Source organism: Fastidiosipila sanguinis (assembly GCF_002998295.1).
Taxonomy (GTDB): Bacteria; Bacillota; Clostridia; order Saccharofermentanales; family Fastidiosipilaceae; genus Fastidiosipila; species Fastidiosipila sanguinis.
Genome location: NZ_CP027226.1, coordinates 1,383,954 through 1,406,663, shown reverse-complemented (window position 1 = coordinate 1,406,663; position 22,710 = coordinate 1,383,954). Strand labels below are relative to the sequence as shown.

14 protein-coding genes and 1 pseudogene are annotated in these 22,710 nt (G+C 35.0%); 13 read left to right on the top strand and 2 right to left on the bottom strand.

The features are described 5' to 3' along the window. Nucleotides 1-3 precede the first annotated feature (3 nt). From C5Q98_RS06045 to codA, 8 genes and pseudogenes are all read left to right on the top strand, one after another. Nucleotides 4-1,758 carry a potassium/proton antiporter gene (locus C5Q98_RS06045; protein ID WP_106012748.1) on the top strand — a complete coding sequence of 585 codons (1,755 nt, stop codon included), beginning with the start codon at nucleotides 4-6 and terminating at the stop codon, nucleotides 1,756-1,758. Further along, a complete protein-coding gene (locus C5Q98_RS06040) occupies nucleotides 1,751-3,967 on the top strand; it encodes a hypothetical protein (protein ID WP_106012747.1) in 2,217 nt (738 codons plus the stop codon). Before C5Q98_RS06045 ends, C5Q98_RS06040 begins: the two co-directional genes overlap by 8 nt. 76 nt (nucleotides 3,968-4,043) lie before the next feature. After that, nucleotides 4,044-6,572, top strand: a complete 2,529-nt coding sequence (locus tag C5Q98_RS06035; RefSeq protein ID WP_106012746.1) for an HAD-IC family P-type ATPase — start codon at nucleotides 4,044-4,046, stop codon at nucleotides 6,570-6,572. A 37-nt stretch (nucleotides 6,573-6,609) separates the two neighbouring features. Then, nucleotides 6,610-7,524 (top strand): NAD(P)-dependent oxidoreductase, encoded by a 915-nt coding sequence (locus C5Q98_RS06030; protein WP_106012745.1) that lies wholly within the window; start codon nucleotides 6,610-6,612, stop codon nucleotides 7,522-7,524. A 22-nt stretch (nucleotides 7,525-7,546) separates the two neighbouring features. Further along, nucleotides 7,547-8,115, top strand: a pseudogene (locus C5Q98_RS06025) (thymidine kinase). Nucleotides 8,116-8,191: 76 nt separating this feature from the next. Next, nucleotides 8,192-9,160, top strand: coding sequence for an ABC-2 family transporter permease (locus tag C5Q98_RS06020; RefSeq protein WP_106012744.1), 969 nt, complete (start codon nucleotides 8,192-8,194; stop codon nucleotides 9,158-9,160). A 1,357-nt stretch (nucleotides 9,161-10,517) separates the two neighbouring features. Further along, complete coding sequence (gene codB / locus C5Q98_RS06015; protein WP_106012743.1) at nucleotides 10,518-11,807, top strand: cytosine permease; 1,290 nt, start codon at nucleotides 10,518-10,520, stop codon at nucleotides 11,805-11,807. A gap of 122 nt (nucleotides 11,808-11,929) precedes the next feature. Continuing rightward, nucleotides 11,930-13,165 carry a cytosine deaminase gene (gene codA / locus C5Q98_RS06010; protein ID WP_106012742.1) on the top strand — a complete coding sequence of 412 codons (1,236 nt, stop codon included), beginning with the start codon at nucleotides 11,930-11,932 and terminating at the stop codon, nucleotides 13,163-13,165. Nucleotides 13,166-13,276: 111 nt separating this feature from the next. Here codA and C5Q98_RS06005 read toward each other — a convergent pair whose 3' ends face one another. Both C5Q98_RS06005 and C5Q98_RS06000 read right to left on the bottom strand, forming a co-directional pair. Beyond that, entirely contained in the window at nucleotides 13,277-13,834 is a 558-nt protein-coding gene (locus C5Q98_RS06005; protein WP_106012741.1) for a phosphoribosyltransferase, read from the bottom strand. Beyond that, nucleotides 13,824-14,849 (bottom strand): cytidylate kinase family protein, encoded by a 1,026-nt coding sequence (locus C5Q98_RS06000; protein WP_106012740.1) that lies wholly within the window; start codon nucleotides 14,847-14,849, stop codon nucleotides 13,824-13,826. The genes C5Q98_RS06005 and C5Q98_RS06000 overlap by 11 nt, the downstream gene beginning before the upstream one ends. Nucleotides 14,850-14,993: 144 nt before the next feature. Here C5Q98_RS06000 and C5Q98_RS05995 point away from each other — a divergent pair, with 144 nt between their 5' ends. From C5Q98_RS05995 to ypfJ, 5 genes are all read left to right on the top strand, one after another. Continuing rightward, entirely contained in the window at nucleotides 14,994-15,248 is a 255-nt protein-coding gene (locus C5Q98_RS05995) for a hypothetical protein (RefSeq protein WP_106012739.1), read from the top strand. 185 nt (nucleotides 15,249-15,433) lie between these two features. Beyond that, on the top strand, nucleotides 15,434-16,402 hold the full coding sequence (locus C5Q98_RS05990) for a YdcF family protein (RefSeq protein ID WP_106012738.1): 969 nt from the start codon (nucleotides 15,434-15,436) through the stop codon (nucleotides 16,400-16,402). An 80-nt stretch (nucleotides 16,403-16,482) separates the two neighbouring features. Beyond that, nucleotides 16,483-16,983, top strand: a complete 501-nt coding sequence (locus tag C5Q98_RS05985; RefSeq protein ID WP_106012737.1) for a hypothetical protein — start codon at nucleotides 16,483-16,485, stop codon at nucleotides 16,981-16,983. Between the two features lie 56 nt (nucleotides 16,984-17,039). Next, nucleotides 17,040-21,092, top strand: coding sequence for a glycoside hydrolase family 2 TIM barrel-domain containing protein (locus C5Q98_RS05980; RefSeq protein ID WP_106012736.1), 4,053 nt, complete (start codon nucleotides 17,040-17,042; stop codon nucleotides 21,090-21,092). A 624-nt stretch (nucleotides 21,093-21,716) separates the two neighbouring features. Beyond that, the gene (gene ypfJ / locus C5Q98_RS05975) at nucleotides 21,717-22,670 is read left to right on the top strand and encodes a KPN_02809 family neutral zinc metallopeptidase (RefSeq protein WP_106012735.1); all 954 of its coding nucleotides are present in this window, start codon (nucleotides 21,717-21,719) and stop codon (nucleotides 22,668-22,670) included. Nucleotides 22,671-22,710: the final 40 nt, after the last annotated feature.

Genomic DNA, 22,710 nt, shown 5'->3' with positions numbered 1-22,710 from the left:
TATATGGGATTTTTTTTAGTAGCAATAGTATTAGTTTTAGCTATATTTGCAATTAACTTTTCAAGAAGGACAGGTTTACCTTCTTTATTACTTTTCTTAGTTTTAGGTTTAGTTGCAAATAATTTTATAAGTTTTGATAATTACTATATAGCGGATAAGTTTTCCACTTTAGCATTAGTTATTATTATGTTTTATGGTGGATTTGGTACTAGCTGGAAGATGGGTAAACCAGTGGTTAAACAGGCTGCAGTTCTATCCAGTTTAGGTACAGCTGCAACCGCATTAATAACAGGTGCTTTTGCTTACTATGTTTTAAAATTCCCTATATTAGAAAGTTTCTTATTGGGCTCTATTGTAGGTTCTACAGACTATGCTTCAGTTGCAAACGCACTAAGTTCACAAAACTTAAATCTTAAATATAGAACAGGTTCTATACTTGAGCTCGAGAGTGGTTCCAACGACCCCTTTGCATATACATTAACTATGATTTTCTTGTCACTGATTTTAGGAACAGAAATTTCAATTCCTATAATGATAATTATGCAAATTTCACTCGGTCTGATTTTAGGTTTTGCCTTTGCCTGGCTAGTCTCTAAATTGTTTGAAATTATCAACTTGGCCAAAGATGGTTTAGCTATAGTATTTATGTCAGCGATGGCACTATTAGCATATTCATTTACCGTTCTAGTTGGTGGTAATGGCTTCTTAGCTGTTTACATATTTGGTATTACTATAGGTAATAAGCAATTCCTGGGCAAAAGAGATATCGTATTCTTCTTTGACGGTTTATCTGAACTTATGAATATTGGCTTATTCTTTATCTTAGGTCTTTTAGCAACTCCTGAGAAAATTTTGGCGACTTTACCTATAGCTATTGTAATTATGTTGTTTATGACATTTGTAAGTCGTCCAGTTTCTGTATTTGGTTTAATGCTTCCATTTAAGCTTAAATTTAATCAGTTGCTAACTTTATCTTGGGCAGGCTTAAGAGGTGCAGCGGCGATTGCCTTTGCTATTATGGCAGTAAACAGTGGAGCTAACTTTAGTATAGATATTTATCACATTGTGTTTGGAATTTGTTTAGTCTCCTCTCTAATACAAGGTTCATTGATGAGTCCAGTTGCTAAATGGACAAAAATGGTTGATCCTTCGGATACGAAATACACTTCATTTAATGCTCACTCTGATAAAGGTCGAATTAGTTTCTTAAAAACAGTAATAGAACCAGGTAGTACTTTAATTGGTCAGCAAGTTAAAGATCTTAATATGAACTTCGACTATATTGTTGCCAAAATAGAGCGAAATGGTGAGACTGTTATTCCTAGAGGTAATGTTGAGTTCAAAGAAGGCGACGTAGTCGTTATTGGTGGTGCTGAATACTTTGATGAGTATGGTCAAGATTTAATTGAGTTTACTTTAAGCGAAAACCATCCATATTCTAACCATAAACTAAGAGATTTGAATCTAAGTGAGAATAAATTAATTCTAACCATTGCTAGAAATGATGTCTTGATTCCAGCAGAAGGTGACACAATGTTATTACCTGGAGATAGAGTCTTATTGCTCTTTGATGATGAAGCTCACATCCATTACGAAGATGAACCAGAGAACCAAGATCAAGAACATGTTGAGCTTAGGGTTAAAGAAGCGGAAGAAGCTGCTACACTTGAGCAAGCTGCTCTTGAAGAAGATATTTCAGGAGAAGCTGATATCAAATTATTAGAAGAAAATGTTGAGGATAAGGGCAACCATGAATAAGCTTGCTATAGTTAATATTTATAACTTTGTCAGAAAGTCACATGAAGAACCTTCTAAATTTATAATTGACGATTTTGAGACCTTGGAGAATCAATTGACTGTATTAGCTAAGTTTAACTTACCTTCTACAGTAGCGTTAAAGTATGATGCCTTAATGGATGAAGAGTATCAGAAACTCATAAAAACCTATAAAAAAGAAAATGAACTGGCAATATCAGCCTGGTGGGAGATAACAGCTGAGTTATGTGAGCGAGCTGGTGTTCAATTCCGAGGTGAAAGAGGCGAAGAGTACGATGATAGAGTAGATAGTGCCTACTCTATTGCCTATGAGCCAGAAGAAAGAATAAAAATAGTCGATGCCTATATGCAAGATTTTAAGGAGATTTATGGAGTTTATCCTCAATCAATTGGATCTTGGGTATTGGACGAATGCACATTGGAATATGCTAAAGAGCAATATGGAATTGTGGCTGCAGCAGTTTGTCGAGATCAGATAGCGACCGACGGTTTTACATTATGGGGCGGCTATCCAAATGGTCCATATTATCCAAGTGTCAATAATCTTAACGTGCCTGCACAGAGCGAGCAGAAACAACTCAAGCTCCCGATTTTTAGATTGTTAGGACCAGATCCTATTTTTATGTTTGAGCAGAATGTAAGAGATACTATTTTTGGTGTCCACACTTTAGAACCTAGTTCAATAAGTGGTAGAGGCGAGAGAATACCTTGGACTTTTGCCAGAATTACAGATGAAGATGCAGTGGGTATTAATTATTTACAAGTTGGGCAAGAGAACAATTTCCTCTGGCCTAATATTGCCCCAGGTTATATACCACAAATTGAGACGGTAAATAAATTAAGAGCTGAAGGTAAATTGCTTGTACAGACAATGGCAGAAACTGCGAATTTCTTTAGCGAATCTTTTGAATTGACTCCGCCAATGTCCTACCAAGGAACTACTGACTGGAGTGCAGATCGATTAGAAGCTTTGAATTATGCAAGTAGTGAATATAGACTAAGTTTCCTATACGAAAAACAAAAGCTCAGAATTAGAGACTTCTTTAAATTTGAAGAAAATTACAAGTCCCGTTATCTAGATGAAAGTATTAAGACAGCGGCTAGTTTTTATGACTGCCCACCATTACTTTTCCCACAAATATGGAAACAAGAGTATGGAAAGAGACCGTTCATTAAACTGCTTGACGCTGAAGGATTAGAGTTAGATGACATTGAGGAGATTAGTTTTAGTGCTATTGATGCCTATTCAAGTGAGATTAATGCACAGAATAAAGATGGCGAAATCAGTATTAAAATGTTCCCAGATAGAGTTGAATTTTCTGGGAGATTTGGTCTGCTCTTTGAATATTTGCCAGTACTAAAATCAGTTGAAGGCAAGAAGATTTATCTAGAATATGAATCTTTCCCATATGAATTAGACTTGGCTAAAGGTGAATTTGAGAAATTATCTGCCGACAGCGTAAAAATTAATAGTGAAGAAGACCAGATAATAATTAAGTTTTCTGATTTGAGTAAAGCAGAAATTTGCGAAAAAGATTTATCTGATGTATATGGCAAGCTGTATGAAAAAAATATGGCAATAATTTCAGACAGCGCCAGAGTTGAGAATAGTTCAAACCCTGATAAGGAAAGTGCGTATCAGAAAGTCATTCAAGATCTTGAATCTGCAATCGAATTCCCAGAAAAAAATTCTGAGTATAGATTAAAAAATATGACATTAAGTACCGATGCCGTGCTTGATAAACGTGATATGTTTAACCAGGACGGACCAGCTGCCCTATTGAGTGATAAGCGAGGTAGCTTAGACTTTATTGATGGAAACTGGATAGGGACTTTAGACAATTTTAATGTAAAAGCAGAATTAGATAGACCAGAAAAAATTTCTTCAATAAAAATTGGATTCTTGTATAACCATAGGCAAGGTATAATTTGTCCGAAAGAAGTAAAACTTCTAGTTAAAAAAGCAGGTGAGTCTGATTTTGAAGTCCTTGAATCTAAGGATTTAAGCGAGTATCGTGCTGAAAGAGAAATAGAAAAATTAGATTTAACTTTCGACTTAGGTAAAGGACTAGAAATTGATGCTTTTGAGATTCAATGCGAATCCTATGAGAAAATGCCAGATTGGACCTTTTATAGGGGATCTACAGGTGTTTTTACTGTTGTAGATAATCTAATTGTAATGAAAGTTTAAAATAATTTTCATTATATTAGTAAAAATAGCTTTTATAATATTAAGTTAAATATTTGAGATTTTGGAGAGACTTGGTATGAGCGCTAGGAAAAGAAAAATAAAAAAAGGAAAAAGAAAACCTAAATTAAATATACCTGCGCCTGCGTCCGACTTGGAATATGGATTAAGTCAAGAACAAGTAGAGGCCCAAATTAAAGCTGGGAATTATAATCGTGCCAGCAAACAAAACTTCAAATCAAATATTGAAATTGTTAGAGATAATTTTCTTACGTATTTTAACTTTGTGCTGTTTGCTATTTTTGTTGTCTTACTAATATTTAAGTCATACGTAAATCTGTTATTTATTGTAGTTGCCCTGATAAATACCACTATTGGTATAGTGCAAGAAATAAGGTCTAGGAAGCAATTGCGTGAAATTAATTTCTTGAATCAGTCAGAAGCTACAGTTTTACGATCCGGAAAAGTTCAGAAAGTTAAAAACGAAGAGATAGTTTTAAATGATATCTTGGTGTTAAAAGCCGGAGATCAGCTGTCTGTCGATGCACGCTTACTATCCGGTGAACTGAAAATGAATGAATCTCAGGTAACTGGGGAATCAAGAGATATCAAAAAAATTGTTGATGAAGAGCTTTTTTCAGGGACCTTTGTAGTGACAGGCTCAGGCAAAGCTATTGTAGAAAAAGTTAGCTCAGATACTCATGTAGCTAAGCTTGAAGCAGAAGCTAAAGCGGCAAAAGAAGTTAAATCTACTGGCATGATGCGCTCTTTAGATGTATTAATCAAAGTTATAGGTTTATTAATAATCCCTGTAGCAGGAATACTATTCTGGAATCAGTATGTACGTATTGGCGCTCCATTGAAAGTCAGTGTTGAAAGCACAGCAGCATCAATTATTGGCCTAATTCCTTCAGGACTTTATTTACTTACTAGCATTGCTTTAACTGCTGCAACCCTGCGTTTAGCAAAAAAAGGCGTATTAGTTCAAGATATGAACAGTATTGAGTCTTTGGCCAGGGTTGATGTTTTATGCTTGGACAAAACAGGAACGATAACTGATCCTGAAATGAAACTACGCTCCGTGCTAGATGAGAATGGCGAACCGGTCAGTGACGAAATAGAAAGTATTTTAATAACTTTAGTCAATAGTATGGGCGAAGATAGCAACACTATGATTAGCCTACAGGAATATTATAAAGAGTTTTCGAGTTTTAAATCTGAACAGAGTAAAGACAATTCAGACATAGCTCACAGTAAGAAAATAAATAATCAAGCTTATAAAGTTAAGAGAATATTGCCTTTTAGCTCTGCTAATAAATTCTCAGCAGTGGAAGTAGATCAAGATAACACGCAAAAAACACAAAAGTCTTTGGCATATGTGATCGGAGCGCCAGAGATTCTGATTAAGGATGCAGAGAGTACATTTTTACATTTAACAGATGAGCTTTCTAACAAAGGCGAAAGAGTTTTAGCCCTGGCTAAATATGAGTTTGAGGAAAATTCAGATGAAGACATTTTTGCAGAAGATGAAGCTAAATTAGAAGGCCAACTAGAGATATTAGGCTTGGTATGCTTGAACAACCCAGTAAGAGCTGAAGCTGTAGAGACATTCAGTTATTTTGCTAACGAAGGTGTGGCTATTAAAGTTATCTCTGGTGATGCTGTAGAAACTGTTAGAGCAGTTGCCAAAGAAGCAAAAATCCAAGACGCCGATAAAGCGATTGATGCTAGATCTTTAGATACCGAAGATAAGCTTAAAAAAGCTGCCACAAAGTACACAATTTTTGCGAGAGTAACACCAGAGCAAAAAAGAGTTTTAATTGAAGCTTTACAAGATGATGGCAAAACAGTAGCCATGGTTGGCGATGGTGTTAACGATGTATTAGCGCTGAAAAAATCTGATATGGGTATTGCAATGGCCTCAGGTGTTGATGCTGCAAGTCAAATAGCGGATGTAGTTTTGGCAGACTCGGATTTCTCTAAGATGCCTGAAGTCTTGGATGAAAGTAGACAGGTTATAAACAATATTGAGAGAACGGCATCTTTATTCCTAAATAAAAATATGGGTATTTTGCTAATTACCATATTCTGTATATTATTAGGTCTTTTATATCCATGGCAACCAATACAAATCTCTATTGTTTCAGGAGTTATGGTAGGGTTCCCAGGATTTTTCTTAACTATGGAGAAAGATACTAGAAAAGTTAGTGGTAAGTTCCTCGCTAATGTTCTGTATAAAGCTATACCTACAGCTGTTTTGGGACTCGTTATGAGTATAGCTGCAATGGAGTTGGCTAAACTCTTTGCTCTACCAACAGATGAAATTTCAACAATTGCCTTCTATGTATATGCATTCTCAACTTATTTAATGCTATATAAGGCCTGCCAACCTCTGACTCGTAGAAAAGAAATTCTCCTATTATGTATGGGAATTATGACTATCATGTCGGGTACTATTTTCTCAAAAATATTTATGTTGCAAATCCTAAGTCTAAAGAGTTTGATTTTGGTAGTTGCTATAATTGCTATTAGTGTTATGTTGTATATCCCGCTGGAGAGATTCAGTATGAAGATTTTTAATAAATATATAGATAAAAGTGATAGATAAAAATGATAGATGAAAGTGTTTAGATAGGAGAGATTTAATGAGTAAAATTGCATGGATTGGAACTGGAGTCATGGGTAAACCAATGGCAGGCTATTTGGCAAAAGCAGGACATGAATTGAGATTATTTAATAGAACTTTTGTCAAGGCTGAGAAAGCTGTTGCAGAGTACGGTGATTCAGTAAATGCGAAGGCCTTTGATAATATTTTAGAGGCTATCGATGATGCAGATTATATATTCTCAATAGTTGGCTATCCTAGAGATGTGGAGAGTGTGCTATCTGGTCCTAATGGAGTAATCCAAAATGCGAAAAAAGGTGCAATCGTTGTAGATATGACTACCTCATCTCCAGAATTAGCAGAGAAATTGTATTCCGAGGGAAAAGAGCATGATGTAAAAGTCCTTGATGCACCAGTATCTGGAGGTGATAGCGGAGCTAGAAACGGGACTTTGACCGTAATGGTAGGTGGCGATGAGGATGCTTATCTTGAGACAAAAGATTTGTTCGAGCTTATGGGGTCCACTATTAACTACATGGGCAAAGCAGGTAACGGTCAGCACACCAAAGCTGCTAATCAGATAGCTGTCGCAGGTGCAACAGCTGCGTATACTGAGGCTCTAGTATATGCACTTAAAGTTGGTCTAGATCCTGAAGAAATGCTTAGGGCTGTTGGTGGTGGTTCTGCAGCAAGTTGGCAATTACAGAATATGGCACCTAGAGCTTTGGAACATGATTTTGACCCAGGATTTTTCGTTAAGCATTTTATCAAAGACATGAAGATTGCTAAGTCTGAAATAGAGAAACAAGGGATTGAACTGAATATGCTTAATGTTGTTTTGCAGACTTTTGAGGACTTTGCAGCCAAAGGACATGAAGATGAAGGTACACAAGCCTTGATTAGAAACTATTTGGCTGATGATGAGATCAAAAAATCTGATAAATCTGATAAGTAAATTATTTTAGAATGAGAGTGATATGGCAAAGTTATATTTTAGACATGGAACAATGAATTCAGGCAAGTCATTAGAGATTATTAAAGTTGCTCATAACTATGAAGAACAAGGCAAAAAGTTTTGGTTATGACAAGCGCAATTGATAATCGTGCCGGTGAAGGGGTAGTTCACAGTCGTGTTGGCACTGCTAGAGAAGCGATACAAATACATTCTGATCTTGATATTTTTGAAGAGGTAAAAAAGTACAAAGATATCTATTGCATTCTTGTGGATGAAGCTCAATTCCTAGAAGAACACCACATTTATGAGTTGACTGAAGTTGTTGATGAGCTTAATATCCCAGTCATTGCTTTTGGCTTAAAGAATGATTTCCAAAATAATTTGTTTACTGGGTCTTATTATTTGCTAGTGTACGCAGATAGAATTGAAGAAGTCAAAACTATCTGTTGGTACTGTGACAAAAAAGCTACTATGAACTTACGTATTAGCGGAGGTAGTGAGCAAATTCAAATTGGTGGTAATGAGAGTTATCTTCCAGTTTGTAGGAAGTGCTATAAACTAAGAAAACAAGTACAAATAAGAGATTTATAAACTTCATTGCAAGTTGTATTAATTTATAATAATTGTATAACTGATAGGTTAAATAAAAATTGACAAGGAGTAGAATATGATTAACTCAGATAATAGAAATAATCAAATTAACCAAGAATCAGGTGAATATATTCATAACAGCCAGTTGAAACAAGATGGTCCTAATCATATTAGTCAATCTGTTCATCCAGGTGCACCAAATGTTCATCCAGATAATTTAGGACAGACAGGAGCTGGTCAAGTAGGACATCCAGAGTATATGAATCACTTTGATCAAACTGAGCAAGTTGCACATGACAATGTACATGCAAACTATGAACATGTTTCTCAAAATGCTAATCGTGTAAAAACCAAAACTTCGCACAATCACATAATCAACCCTTGGGTTTTTAAAATTTGTATATTCATTTTGAGTGCTTTGGGAATTCTATCAATGTTCCTACCTTTCGTTTCCGTTAATGTTTTTGGTTTCTCAGATTCGATTAATTTGTTTAAACCAGGTGAGTCTTTAGGCGATGGTGTTATTTATGTAATTTTACTTCTAGTAGTAATTGCTCTAACAGCATTTAAGCAAAAATTATTAAGCTTCATAGCTTCTGTTATTACGGCTGTAGGATTTTCATTTACCTTGTACAACTTATATTCAAGTGCAGGTGACTACTCCACAATGCTAAATCCAGAAGTAGGTTTTTATTTAGCCTGCCTAAGTATTTATGGATTAGTAGTTGTGACTTTGATTCACACAGTTTTCGCACACATTGAGAAAAAAGCTAATGTAGAATTTAATGACAGAATTGAAATTACTAACTCTAATCCAAGTGGTCAAGTGAATGCTCAGGAGAATGTTATTAACCGAAACTACGATAACTCTACATTAGATAAACAAGTTGCAAGTGATATGAAAGATAAAGAAGTAGCCCCTTGCTGTGAGGGAACAGGTAAAAGACCTAGTTTCGAAGCAACTGATGAAGCAAAGACCGAAGTTCTTGATGAAGTAGAAGTAGACAATGCAAATACTGATTCAGATCTTGATGCAAAAAATTAAGTTGTTCCCTGAAGTTATAAAATAAAGAAAATTAAAAGCTGCGCTACAATTTGTACGATACAAAATAGTAGAGCAGCTTTTATTATGCCAATATGCACAAATAGACTTGGAGATAATGTACAGAGTGACGGAAAAAGATAATTAATAATAAATACTATTGACTAATTTACACAAAGAGGCTATTATTAAATCAAGCTCCAGGGAATACGGAAGGTATTAATGGACTGAGACTTACAACTGTAATTGAAAACTACAGAAACTGCATCAACCATAAGAAGATTGCCAGAGTCAAATGTAAAGACATTAAGCAATTAGGCAAAATGAAAAGTAATAACATAAGAGCTAAACAAACGAAATCAATAAGTTATAGAACAAAACTAAAGATAATAAGTTTGAAAAGGCAAAATGGTTGACGTTTAGAAAAACAAAATAAGTTATTCGAGCGAAAAAATGTTGAGTTGAAAAGAGTTAGTAAAGTACAAATAATCTGAAGGTTCGCTGGAGCAAATTTATGCGTTTTTTCCTTTTTTTAAAGAGCCGGAAACGGCTCTTTTTTTGTGCTCATTTTAAAAGAGGATGTGTTTGTGCAAGTTTAACATTTTGGTAGATGTATTTTTGTGTATTTGCCTAAAAATATTCTCATCTAGCTTATAGCACTTGACGAAATAAACAAAACGTTCTATTATTAAATCAAGCTCCAGGGAATACAGAACAAGTATTAATCCTAGAAATGCTTAACACCGCAATGTGGATACTGCGGTACTGAATATTAATCAGAACTCTAACTCAGAGAACAATAAGTCTAAGGAGATTTAAATTTAGACTACACGAGTGGTAGAGATGAAATGAGTAGAGAGGTTAACATTCAACTAAATAGTGGAAATGGATTGAGGGTTTATCCATAGGATATAAGTGTAGACCTTTACGAAATATTTATTACAAGTGAAGATTCTTAGTTTACACGAGATAAGTTCGATAATAGGACGATTGGTTTGAAAAGCTGAAGAGCTAAAGATATTAAGAAGCTATTTAGAGGGATGAAAAGAAGAGTATAAGATTAAGCAAAGGATAGAAAGACTTCGATGGTTCGCTGGAGTTTTTTATGTCTTTTTATAATATAAATATATAGAAATAGCCTATTTTCCAAGCTGAAATACTGTTTGGAAAATTTTTTTATGTTTTCAAAAAAAACACTAGCAATATGCAAACAATAGTGGTAGAATACCATTTAAAAGTTCGTGACTGGCCCTTGCACGTTTGCGCAAAATAACTTTTTAAGGAAATTGAAGCACTTGAGTTTTATAAATGCTCAAGGAGGTTAGCTATTCGATTTACTAAACAAAAAGGAAGGTTGCAAATGAAAAAGGAAAATGTGAATAATTTGCACAGTCAGGAGAGTTTTTCTGATAGTGATGCAGTTAGTGTTCAAGACTCTGAGTATTCTCAAGTAAAAGTTCCATTAAATAAACGTCAAGGTTTTTGGCAATTGTTTTTTGTCATGGTTGGATTTACATTCTTTTCACCAAGCATGATTACCGGTGGACAGTTGGGAATCGGTTTAAATTTCAGAGATTTCGTCTTAGCAGTTTTAATAGGAAATGGATTTTTGGCCGTATATACAGGCCTTTTAGCGCATATAAGCCAAAAGAGTGGATATAATTTAGACCTCTTAGCAAAGAAAACTTTTGGAAGCAGTGGCTCAATTTTATCTTCAGCTCTCGTGTCTTTTACCCAGACAGGATGGTTTGGCGTAGGTGTAGCAATGTTTGTTTTGCCAGTAGCTCAGTTGTTTGGAATAAATAAATATTTACTAATCTTAATTACTGGATTACTTATGACTATAACAGCAGTTTTGGGTATAAAAGCATTAAGTATATTTGGTGCTATAGCGGTACCATTGATAGCAATTCTAGGTTCATATTCAAGTGCATTATCAATAGGAAAAGTAGGTGGATGGTCAAACATTTTCTCAGATAATCCAGCACAACCACTCACTTTAACAGTAGCAATAGGCATGGTAATAGCAAACTTCGTAAGTGGTGGTACAAGCACTCCTAATTTCACAAGATTTGGCAAAACTAGTAAACAAGCGGTATGGGCGACAGTAATCGCCTTTTTCTTTGGAAACATTTTGATGATTAGCTTCGGTGCAATTGGTGCATCAGTCTATAATGAAGCTGATATATTCAATGTTTTGATTCTTCAAGGATTAATGATTCCAGCAATCTTGACTTTAGGATTCAATATTTGGTCAACTAATAATAATGCTCTATACACTGCAGGTTTAGGAGTTTCAAACATTACTAAACTACCAATCAAATATAGTACTGCGATAATGGGTGTTATAGGAACTGTTTCAGCAATTATCCTGTATGAAAACTTTACCAGCTTCTTGACTCTTCTAGGTACATTTATACCACCTGTTGGTGCTGTAATAATTACTCATTATTTCTTGAACAAAGACGATGTAACTTCAGATGTTTTTGATAAAGAAAATAAATTAAATATCACAGCTCTTATAGCAGTTGTCCTAGGAGCTTTAGCCGCCCTATTAATACCAGTAGGTATAGCAGCGATAAACGGCTTATTAATCTCAGCAGTAGCATATTTGATACTAGTAAAAGTTATGCCAAAAACAGCTAATTAAGAATTAGTAATAGAAAAAACATAAAAAATAAAGAAAAAATACAGAAAAAACAACAAGCAAAAACTAGAAATAAAAAGATTTTAGAATTTAAAGTCTAAATAAAAAAGAAGGGGGATTCAACAATGTTGATTAAAAATGTATATATCGAAAATAGTGAAGAACTATTTGATATAAGAGTAGAGGATGGCAAGTTTGCTGAGATAGCAAAAGGACTAGAAGCAAAAGGTGAGGAAGAAGTTCTAGACCTCGAAGGAAAGTTGCTTTTGCCACCATTCGTAGAACCACATGTTCACTTGGATAGTGCTTTAACATCAGGTGATCCAAGATTTAACTCATCAGGAACATTATTTGAAGGTATTGACATCTGGTCAGAGCGTAAACCTAGAGTAACTCATGAAGATGCTAAGCAAAGAGCTCTCGCAGCAATTCGCAAGCAAGTTTCTAACGGTACACAATTTGTACGTTCACACGTTGATGTTACAGATCCTAATCTAACAGCTCTCAAGGCTCTTATAGAGTTAAGAGATGAAATCAAAGATGATGTAGTCTTACAAATTGTAGCTTTCCCACAAGAAGGAATCTTGAGTTTCCCTAGAGGAAAAGAATTAGTTGAAGAAGCCCTAAAATTAGGAGCAGATGCAGTTGGTGCAATACCTCACTATGAATTTACTAGAGAATATAGCGTTGAATCCTTGAACTTCATTATCGACTTAGCTTTAAAATATGACAGATTAGTAGATGTTCACTGTGACGAGATTGACGATCCAGCATCCAGAGGTTTAGAAACATTGGCAACTCGTGCTTTAGAATCCGGATTGAAGGGTAGAGTAAACGCATCTCACACAACAGCAATGCACAGCTACAACAATGCGTATTTTAGCAAGTTGACTAAACTATTAAGATTATCTGAGATTAACTTCGTCTGTAACCCATTAGTAAATACTCACTTGCAAGGTAGAATTGATACCTATCCTAAACGCCGTGGTACAACTAGAGTTCCAGAGCTTCTAGCAAATGGAAATAACGTAGCTTTCGGTCATGATGATATTCAAGATCCATGGTACCCAATGGGAGATGGTAACGCTATGGACGTAGTTAGAATGGGTGTTCACGTAACACAAATGATGGGCTACGAACAACTAATGGATAGCTATAAGATGATTTCTACTAACGGTGCTAAAGTATTAAATGTTCAAGACCAATACGGAATTGAAGTTGGTAAACCTGCAAACTTTATTATCCTAAATGCTAAGAACTGGTTTGAAGCAATGAACCTTCATGCAGAAGTTTTATATAGCTATCACAATGGTAAAAAAGTTGCTGAAACTAAACCAAGATCAAAATCAGTTTTGATTTAATTGGAATTCAGTTTACTTAAAATAATTAACTCAAAACAAAAGCCTAATGTTCTACTTTGTGCTAGAACTTAGGCTTTATTGCTTTATCAGTAAAGAAAACTAAAACCAACATCAATCCTGATTCTCATCAGGTACCAACTGCACGATGTCTTTGAATTGTCTACCTTGACTTTGATAAGAAATACCGTAACCACAAAGTGAGTCATAGTCAGTTTCAAACCCTATGTATTTAAGTGGGAAAGGCAATAACTGTTGCTCAGGGTTGTGTAGCAAAGTACAGATTTCTAGGGAGTTTGGATTTTTGCTCTTTAGATGAGTCAACAAGAAGTGCATGGTAAATCCTGTTCTTACAATGTCAGTACAGAGTATACAGTCTTGGCCATCCAAAATGATTTCTTCACTCTGGCGCAAGAAAAGTAGTGGAGAAGCATCATCTTGTTGTTTAATACTACCTAAGCGAAGAAACTCTATCCTAACATTTGGCGCTATCTCTCGCATTAAGTCCGCTGTGAAAACGAGCGAGGATTTTTGATTAATCAAAAGGGTAACGCCATTAGGATAGTCTCGTGAAATTTCTGCACCCAATTCTTTAATTCTTTCAGCGATTTGCTCGGCAGAGAAATTAATTTTTCTATTATATTCTTCAGGTGTTGGCAGTCTAAAATTCATTAGAGATCCCCTCCGCTCTTTCTAAATCTTCATCTATTTTATCTTTAAATTTTTTCTTATCATTATGACTGAGCAGTACGGTACTAGCTCTATTCAAGCTCCTAATAAAGTGATCAAAGTCTTTTTTCTGAACTAACTTAATATTTATGTCTGGGTAAAGCTCTTTGATTCTACGAATTTTCCTTTTTTTATCAGTAGAATATCTAGGATTCATGACAGTCAACTCGAGGTAAATATCATAATCAGGCAGATAGAAATCTGGAGAAAATGCAGAAGCCACCGTGCCGTCACTATTTTGTTCTAGCTCAAATGTAGTAGGCTCATAAATCCAACGAATATGGTACATATCCAAAACCTTGGCGAAAGCTATTTCAGAAGGATTCTTCATCAATGTAGATTCTTCTTGGCGATGTTGGATCTTCCTGTTTTCTGAATCTGAGTCGTAAAGATACTCTCTAGCTAGACTATCATTATAAAGCTCTGTAGCCATTAGAACAGCTGCATCAACACTTACTTTACCTGTATTGATAGTGATGTGATATAAGAAAGGATCCTTAGATTCTTCGTCAAACAGAATCTTACCGTAGCGCTTGAAGTTTTTATCAGAAGAATTCATTAATTGGGCAATTTCTTCTTTGTTATATTTCTTAGTTTTAGTCAAACGACGTGCACGTAAATCTTTTGGAGCTGTTACATGAATGTGTACTGCGTTTGGATGTTGGGCAAGGAATAACGCTGGTACTGTTCCGAGAATTATAGCATTGCTTTTGTCCGCTAACTGATTTAGACCATGTAGGATATTGTCACGAAATGTGATACCGTTTTTAGCATTACGTTGATAGTTTTTGGGACTTTCGTCCAAGAGTTTTAAATCATAATCTGTAGCAATGTCTTGCAAAAATAAATTTGCCATATCCACCCTCTCATAGACAGGAATACCTAACTTCAGCGATAAGCGCTTAGCAAGTTCCTCGCCTAGAGTACCAGGTAAATGAGTTATAGTTATTACTGGCATAAATCCTCCATAATTATTTAATTTTGGAATTGAGGGTGTCAATAGTATAATGAGATATAGTATACAAATGTCTTTTGCATCTGTATCTAATAAGTAATAGTTTAACCTTTTAAAATGTTATTATCAATAAAAAGAGGTGAAGATATGGTTAGAATTATTATTACACGTTCTCCAGAAGTAGGCTGGGATATGATTACAAGTTTGGAATATTTAGAAGATAAATATACAGACGCAGAGAAACAAGAAATTGAAGCTAAATATGCAGAAATAGATAGCACTATAATAGATCCATTTCAATTTGCAGATGCCAAAAATTATTTGAGTGAAAAGCTAGGAGTTCCTGCTGCAGAGATTGATGTACACACTCATATAGCTAATGCATGCATTGATTGCTACTAATTGAAGTGTTTCTTGAAGGCAGAAGATAGAAATATAAAAGTTAAAAACAAATATAATTATATATAGAAAAATTAAAGCAAATTGAATTAGCTTTGCAATTTTGCAGAATTTTGCAGTTAAAATAATTAGAAAGTAATTGTTCAGGATATTAAGTCGTGAGCATTTTTGAGCAGTATATAAGATAAGTGATTAATATATTATTGGCAATAACTTGCTTGATTATATTCTTTTCAGCAATAAAGTACGATAAACGCTCTGTCATAACTGGAGTTTCACTTAATTGTGCAATAATTTTTGCATTATTACACGCAGATCAAATGGTTTATGTAAGCGACCAATTAGTTTGGGTAATTATCTGGTCCTATTTCATTTTGCCAACTTTGCTTGTGTTTGGATTAGCAGTTTTCGAATATTTCCGTAAAAATAAAGATGGTAGTTTACAAGGTTTTGAGAAAGGACTTTTGATTAAAAGCGCCTTAATTTTGCTTTTCGTTGCTGTATATCATTTTATAAAATCATATAATTTTGCCTGGTACGTAGATACAAGTTTAGGGGCTATTGATGTGGTATTAGAAGCGCTTTTATTTATCGCTCACAGTTATGTTGTCACTGCTTTTGTCAATTATGTAAATGTAGATACTGATGATGTGGACTATGTTGTTGTGCTGGGAGCTAGACTAGACGAGAATGCTAAAGTAAGCGGCCAATTGAAAAGTCGTTGCGATACTGCGATTGATTTTGCTAAGAAAAATCCTAACACAAAAATTATTATGTCAGGTGCAGTTTCAGGGACAGCAGAGATTAGTGAAGCAGCTGGTATGAAAGCCTATGCTGTAGAAAGAGGTTTTCCTGCACAGCGAATTTTATTAGAAGAAAAAGCTGAAAACACTAATGAAAATATTAGGTATTCTTATGACCTGATGGAAAGTGAATCAAAATTTGCAATTGTAAGTACGAATTACCATTTGCAGAGAGGGCTGCTTATTGCTAGAAAATATAATATGGACTGTATTGGTATTCCTGCTACAACAGATTGGAGAACAGCTGCTCTGGGCTTTATAAATGAGATATTTAAATATATAAGAAGATCTCCTTTGATACCTGCAATAGTAATAGCTAGTAGTTTGATAATATATATGTTGCAAAAATGGTAATAGCTTTATCTTTTCGGGGTGCGGTGAAGAACGACTGCGATAGTTTGAGGAAGAGTGCTTTATTGAAATGAGGGAAGTTGATGCAAGATTTTGTTAATTGGGTAGGCCAAATAGATACAAGAAGTTTTATAGTTATTTTAGTTGTAATTTATTGGGTTTGGACCTTTATCGTAGAGGCAAAAAAGAAGACGCAAGTTACAGGCAGATTGAAACGTTGGGATGAGATTAAACTTGAGCAAAAAGAAGCAACCGCTGACGTAGAAGCTAACTATATAAACAAATTTTCTATGTCTTCCAGGAAATCTGTCGATGATAATATTTATATAGATTACAAATTTAAAGTCGGAAAGCAAGAGTACAAGGAAAGAGTGAAGGCTACGATTTTGCCAAGAAAATTTCACCCTGAGAAAACTCGAAAAGTTTTATATAAAGATTCAGATCCAAGTATAAATTTATTTGAAGTAGAAGTTGAACATAAAGATGAAAGTATTAAAAAAGCTGAGCAGATTTTCAAAATAGATCTGATTGTAGCTTTTGTGCTTGGAGTTTTAGCTATTGCATTGGTATTTATGTTTTTCTAAAAATCAAAACAATTCAGTAATAACTAGAAAAATTGTGAATTTGCGGAGGTACAACTATGTCGTTAATTAATTTAAATAGTCATTGGAGATTTAAACTAAATGAAAAAGTTAATCCAAGTTCTTTGGATATTGAGGAGCTAAAAGACTGGCGCCAAGTTAATCTTCCTCATGATTGGAGTATTGAGTTTGAATTCAATTCACAATCCCCAGCAAATAACGAAGGTGGTCTGCTTGATGGTGGTACAGGATACTATGCCAAGGTTATAGATGTGCCTGAATCTTTAAGAAATAAAGATATTCGCATACATTTCGGTGGAATTTACATGGATTCAACTTGTTACATTAATGGGAAATTTGTAGGAAATTATCCATTTGGATACAACAGTTTTTCGTATAACATTAATGAGTATTTAAATATTGGTGAACAGAATTTAATTTTGATAAAAGTAGAGCATCCGCAACCTTCATCTAGATGGTACTCAGGTTCAGGTATTTATAGAGATGTAGATTTAATAGTTAAAGATAAGATCCATGTTAAAGAAAATGGGATATTTATTACGACACCTAATTTAGCTGAGCAATATGGTAATGAGGCAGGTGTTGAAACTCGAATTGAAAGTAAGATAATTAATTCTCATATTGATGCAAGTGGATTTGTAGATAATGGTGCAGAAGTAATTTTGGAACAGTCAATTGAAGATGATGACGGCAATACAATCTCAGAGCTAACCGAGATGAAATTATCTTTGGATAAAAGAGAGTCTAAGGTGATTCAGAGCATTTGGGTAAATGATGTCGGACTCTGGTCAGTTGATACTCCTGCGCTTTATTATGTTAGAACAAGAATTTATGATGCTAAGGACAAAAGATTATTAGATGAGCGTAAGGATAGATTCGGGTATAGATATTTTGACTGGGATGTTGAGACTGGATTTAGCTTAAATGGTCAGCATCTAGATATTCAAGGTGTTTGTATGCACTCAGATCAAGGTGCATTGGGTGCAGTTGCCAATAAACAAGCTTTTGTAAGACAACTTAAGATCATGAAAGATATGGGCGTAAATGCTATAAGGACTGCACATAACCCGCATGATGAGAAGTTTATTGAAGCCTGTGACGAGTTGGGATTGTTAGTCCAGGAAGAGGCTTTTGATACCTGGAGTGGCAAGCCTAAGAAAACCTATGACTATAACCGCTTCTTCAGCCAACTGGCAACACATCCAGATGCTGAGGCAGGTCAGACTTGGGCTGAATTTGATGTAAAAGCCATGGTAAATAGAGATAAGAACTCTCCATCAATATTCATGTGGTCTGTAGGTAATGAGATTTGGGAAACCTCAGAAGATTATGGTATAGAGCAAGCTGCGAATTTAGTTAAGTGGGTCAAAGAACTAGATCAGACTCGCTATGTAACTATGGGGGAAGATAAGTTCCGTTTCGACCTTGAGAGTGAAAATTACCAGAAAATTGCAGATCTTTTGGACATAGTGGGAATTAATTATGCCGAGGATAATTTTGCGTTAATTAGAGAAAAACATCCACACTGGAAGATTTATGGTTCTGAAACTGCTTCAGCAGTAAGTAGTAGAGGTATTTATTATGAGCCAGCAGTTAAGGACAAGGCAATCACAGGTAATCCGGAGAAGCCACTGAGAAAATACCAAACTTCTGACTATGGAAACGATAGAGTAGGTTGGGGTAAAACAGCGAGTTCAGTTTTAATATTTGATAGAAATAATTTGGATTATGCTGGTCAATTTATTTGGACTGGCTTCGACTATATAGGTGAGCCGACACCATGGCATAATGAGCCTGAAACTCCTGCGAAATCTTCATATTTTGGAATTGTAGATACTGCAGGCTTCCCGAAAAATGAATATTACTTGTTTCAGTCACAATGGGCTAATTCTGATGAGAAAATGGTACATATCTTGCCACACTGGAACTGGAGCCAGGAAGATAGGGAGATAACTTTTGCTCAAGGAACAGACTTGAAGCGTGATGACAACAAGATTCCTGTTAGAATCTATTCTAATGCTAGTGCGGTCGAACTCTTTTTAAATGGCGAATCATTAGGTGAAAAGAGATTTAATAAAAAGGTCACTAGTTTTGGTAGAGAGTATCAGGAAGGTCAGAGTGAAGATGAGCTCTATTTGGAATGGTTAATCCCTTGGGAAGCAGGAGAATTATTAGCTGTAGCTAAGGATGAAGATTCCAACGAAGTAGCTAGAGATGAAGTTGTTACTGCGGGAGTGCCTGCAGCGGTTAGGTTATTAGCTGAAACTTCGGAACTAGATGTATCCATAGCAGATTTAGCTTATGTTCAGTTTGAAATAGTGGATGTTAACGGTAATGTTGTTCCGTATGCTGATAATTTAATTGATTTTGAAATTTCCAGAGCTGCAGATATTCTTGGTGTTGACAATGGTAATTCCAGCTCACAAGAGCGTTATAAATATCTTGATAATAATTGGAAGCGAAGAGCTTTTAATGGTAAAGGTTTAGTAATATTAGGATCCAAAAAAGAAGCTGGAGATATAGTCTTAAAAGCAAGTGGAGAAGGTTTAGAATCTGCTGAAATAAAATTGACCGCAATTGGTGAGTTTAAAGAAGATGTTTTGGGCTACGATATTAGTGAAATTTTTGTGGGCTTAGATGGTGAATTGACTCTACCTGAAGTGGTTGAAATTTTATTTGCTGATGGCACTAGACTGCAAAGTAAGGCTAAGTGGGATAATTATGCTAATAATAATTTAAGTGAGCTTGGTAGTTTCGTAATTGCAGGAGAATTAGAGTACGAGCAATATCCTGTTAAAGTAAAGGTAAATGTAGTAGATTTCTCAGATAGAGCTGTAGATCGTGTAGTATATGGTGAAAAAGTTATTAATCTTGGAGAGACTTTACAGTTGCCGCAAACTGCTGAACTTGTATTTGTTAATGGCTTGAGAGAATCGCACAAATTACACTGGGAGATTTCAGATGAAGAAGTCAAAGAGCTGTCTAAACAGGTAGGAGTTAAGAGACTACAAGCTACAGTAAATGTTGATGAGCAAGAGTATAAATATGAATTGAAGCTTATTGTTAATGACCTTATTGAAGCTGAAGATTTTTCTATGGCTTGTTTAGATAATTATTTACCGGAACTACCGAAGAGTGCACATGCTTATGATTTATTAGGCCAGAATGAATTACTAGAGTTAGATAACTGGATTAATCTAGAGACAGGTGCAGAGTTAGAACTTGGAGATTTACTAGTAGGTAATGTAATTAAGCTTGCAGCAAAAGTTAAAGGCAAGGATTTAGAGTCTAAATTAAGTTTGAGAGTTACAGGAGAAAAAGTGCTTTCATATAACAAAGCTCAAGAATGGAATGGTTCTGAGCTACCTGCAGGAATTGCTAGTTACACTAACCCTGAGACTAGGATCTCCGCTCTGAATAATAATCAGATTGACTACAGTGGTTTAAGTGATTCATGGAATAACGAAGGTAGTAAAAATACTGAAGATTGGGCTGGTATCCTACTCGGTAGAGCTGGTGAATTAGAGCTGACCAAAATCGATAATATTGAAATCCATTTTATTGGAGATAAGCTGGCAGATGACTTTAAGCTTGAATATTATGTTGGCGAAAACCCTGGTACAGTCAAGAATTATGCCAATGTAGGTGATGAGGAAAGTCCTTTAAACGACCCTAATAATTGGCGAGAAATCACAGATTATAAGATCTTAGATTTATCTAGTGGTGAAAGTAGAGAAGGTTTGTTACCTGAACAAGCTAATAATCTCATTTTTACTCCTATTGAAACTTATGCATTTAGGATTAGAAGTGGTGAAACTTTGCACATAGCTGAGATTAGAGCACATGCATTTGAAGCAAAAGCCGAAAATGACTTCATTCTTAAAGCTGTAACGGAATCTGAAGTATTTGAACTTAATCCTTTGAAATATGCTTATGTCTTTACTAAAGATAAAAAGGAAGGTTTCAGATTAGAGAGCAATAATAATTCTGTAGTGATTGAATTACCAAGCCTGGACGAAAATGAATGTAAATATCTAATTAAGAATGAGGCAAATACAAGCGAAAGTATTTACACGATTAAGTTTGAATAATATTTGATTGTGATCGAAATTATCTAATTAGAATGAATATAGTCTTGCAGAGCAATATTGGACCACACTAAAAATATTAGTGTGGTCTTTTTTTGGAGAAAGCGAATATTTGCTTTAAATAAGTTATGCGATTAACTTCAAGCTGTGACTGAGTTTAAAGAAAATAAATTTTAGCATTATTTTAGTTAAGCGATTAACCTGTAAAAGTCCTGTGTTTATCGGCTTGACAAAGTTTTGTTAACCTATTATTATATTTACTTATAGGATTAATTCAGAGTAATGTACTGTCTCCTATACAGAAATATTTAAATGCTTATATTCCTGAAATTAAGACTTTACTCTTAAGAATTATTCACTAATTTCTTTTCTCCGTCGAAGGTGTGGCGTTCCCAAACTATTCCATACCTTCTTTTTTTGTGTAATTTTAGAGTGAGAATGTTTTAAACTAGATATTATTGAGTTTAAAAAATCAAAGAACATTAAACAATCCATATTAAGCTGAAATTTTAATTGTTCTCAAGCGAAATAATATGCTTAGAATTACTATGAAAACTACTTTTAAATGATATTATTAGTAAATGGTATTATTATAAATATCAAAAAGCTATCGAAAGGAAAATTCTTATGAAATGGAGAGATAGACAAGGTAGTAAAAATGTTCAGTCAAGCAGTGGACGAGCGCCAAGAAGAAATGGTGGTCTTGGAGGTGGCGGTAGAATACCACTCCCTATAGGTGGACTGCTTGGTGGAGGCGGAGGAATAGGCCTAGTTATACTATTAGTAGTCTTTTTCTTGCTTTCAGATGGTATGGGTGGTTTTCTTGGCCAGAACCAAAATAGTGGAGTTCAGCCAGATGGTACCAAATACGAGCAGACGCAAGATTTTACCGGCAAAGAAGGTGATCCTAAAACGGAAGAAGAAATGCGTCATTTCCTTGCTGTATCACTAAAAGATAGTGAAGATGCATGGGAAAATTTATTTGCTAAACATAATTCAAGATATAATGCACCAACTTTACATACCTTTACTGAATATGTACAAAGTGGTTGTGGTGGAGCAAGTAAGGCTGTTGGTCCATTCTATTGTTCTCTAGATAGAACTATTTATATTGACATGTCTTTCTACAACGAGTTGAAAAATAAATTCGGAGCTTCAGGCGACTTTACAATGTCATATGTCCTTTCACACGAGGTAGGACACCACGTACAAAATGAGTTGGGTATTCTCGAAGAGGCGCATAAGATGATGCGTAATGTTAGCAAGAAGGAATCTAATGAAATTAGTGTTCGTTTAGAGTTGCAAGCAGATTATTTTGCTGGAGTTGTGGCAAAATATCAAGATGAAAAAGGCTATTTGCAAGATGGAGATATAAAAGAAGCGATTACTGCAGCTCAATCTATTGGTGATGATGTAATTCAAAAGAAAGGTCAAGGCTACGTAGTTCCTGAAAATTTCACTCATGGTTCTGCAGCTCAGCGTATGTATTGGTTCATGCAAGGTTATGAGCATGGAGATATAGAGCATGGTGATACTTTCAGTATGTCTTTTGAAGAATTGCAAGAAAAAGTTAGTAAATAGAATTAACTGAAATACATAGGCTAAAATTAATAGTTTTAGC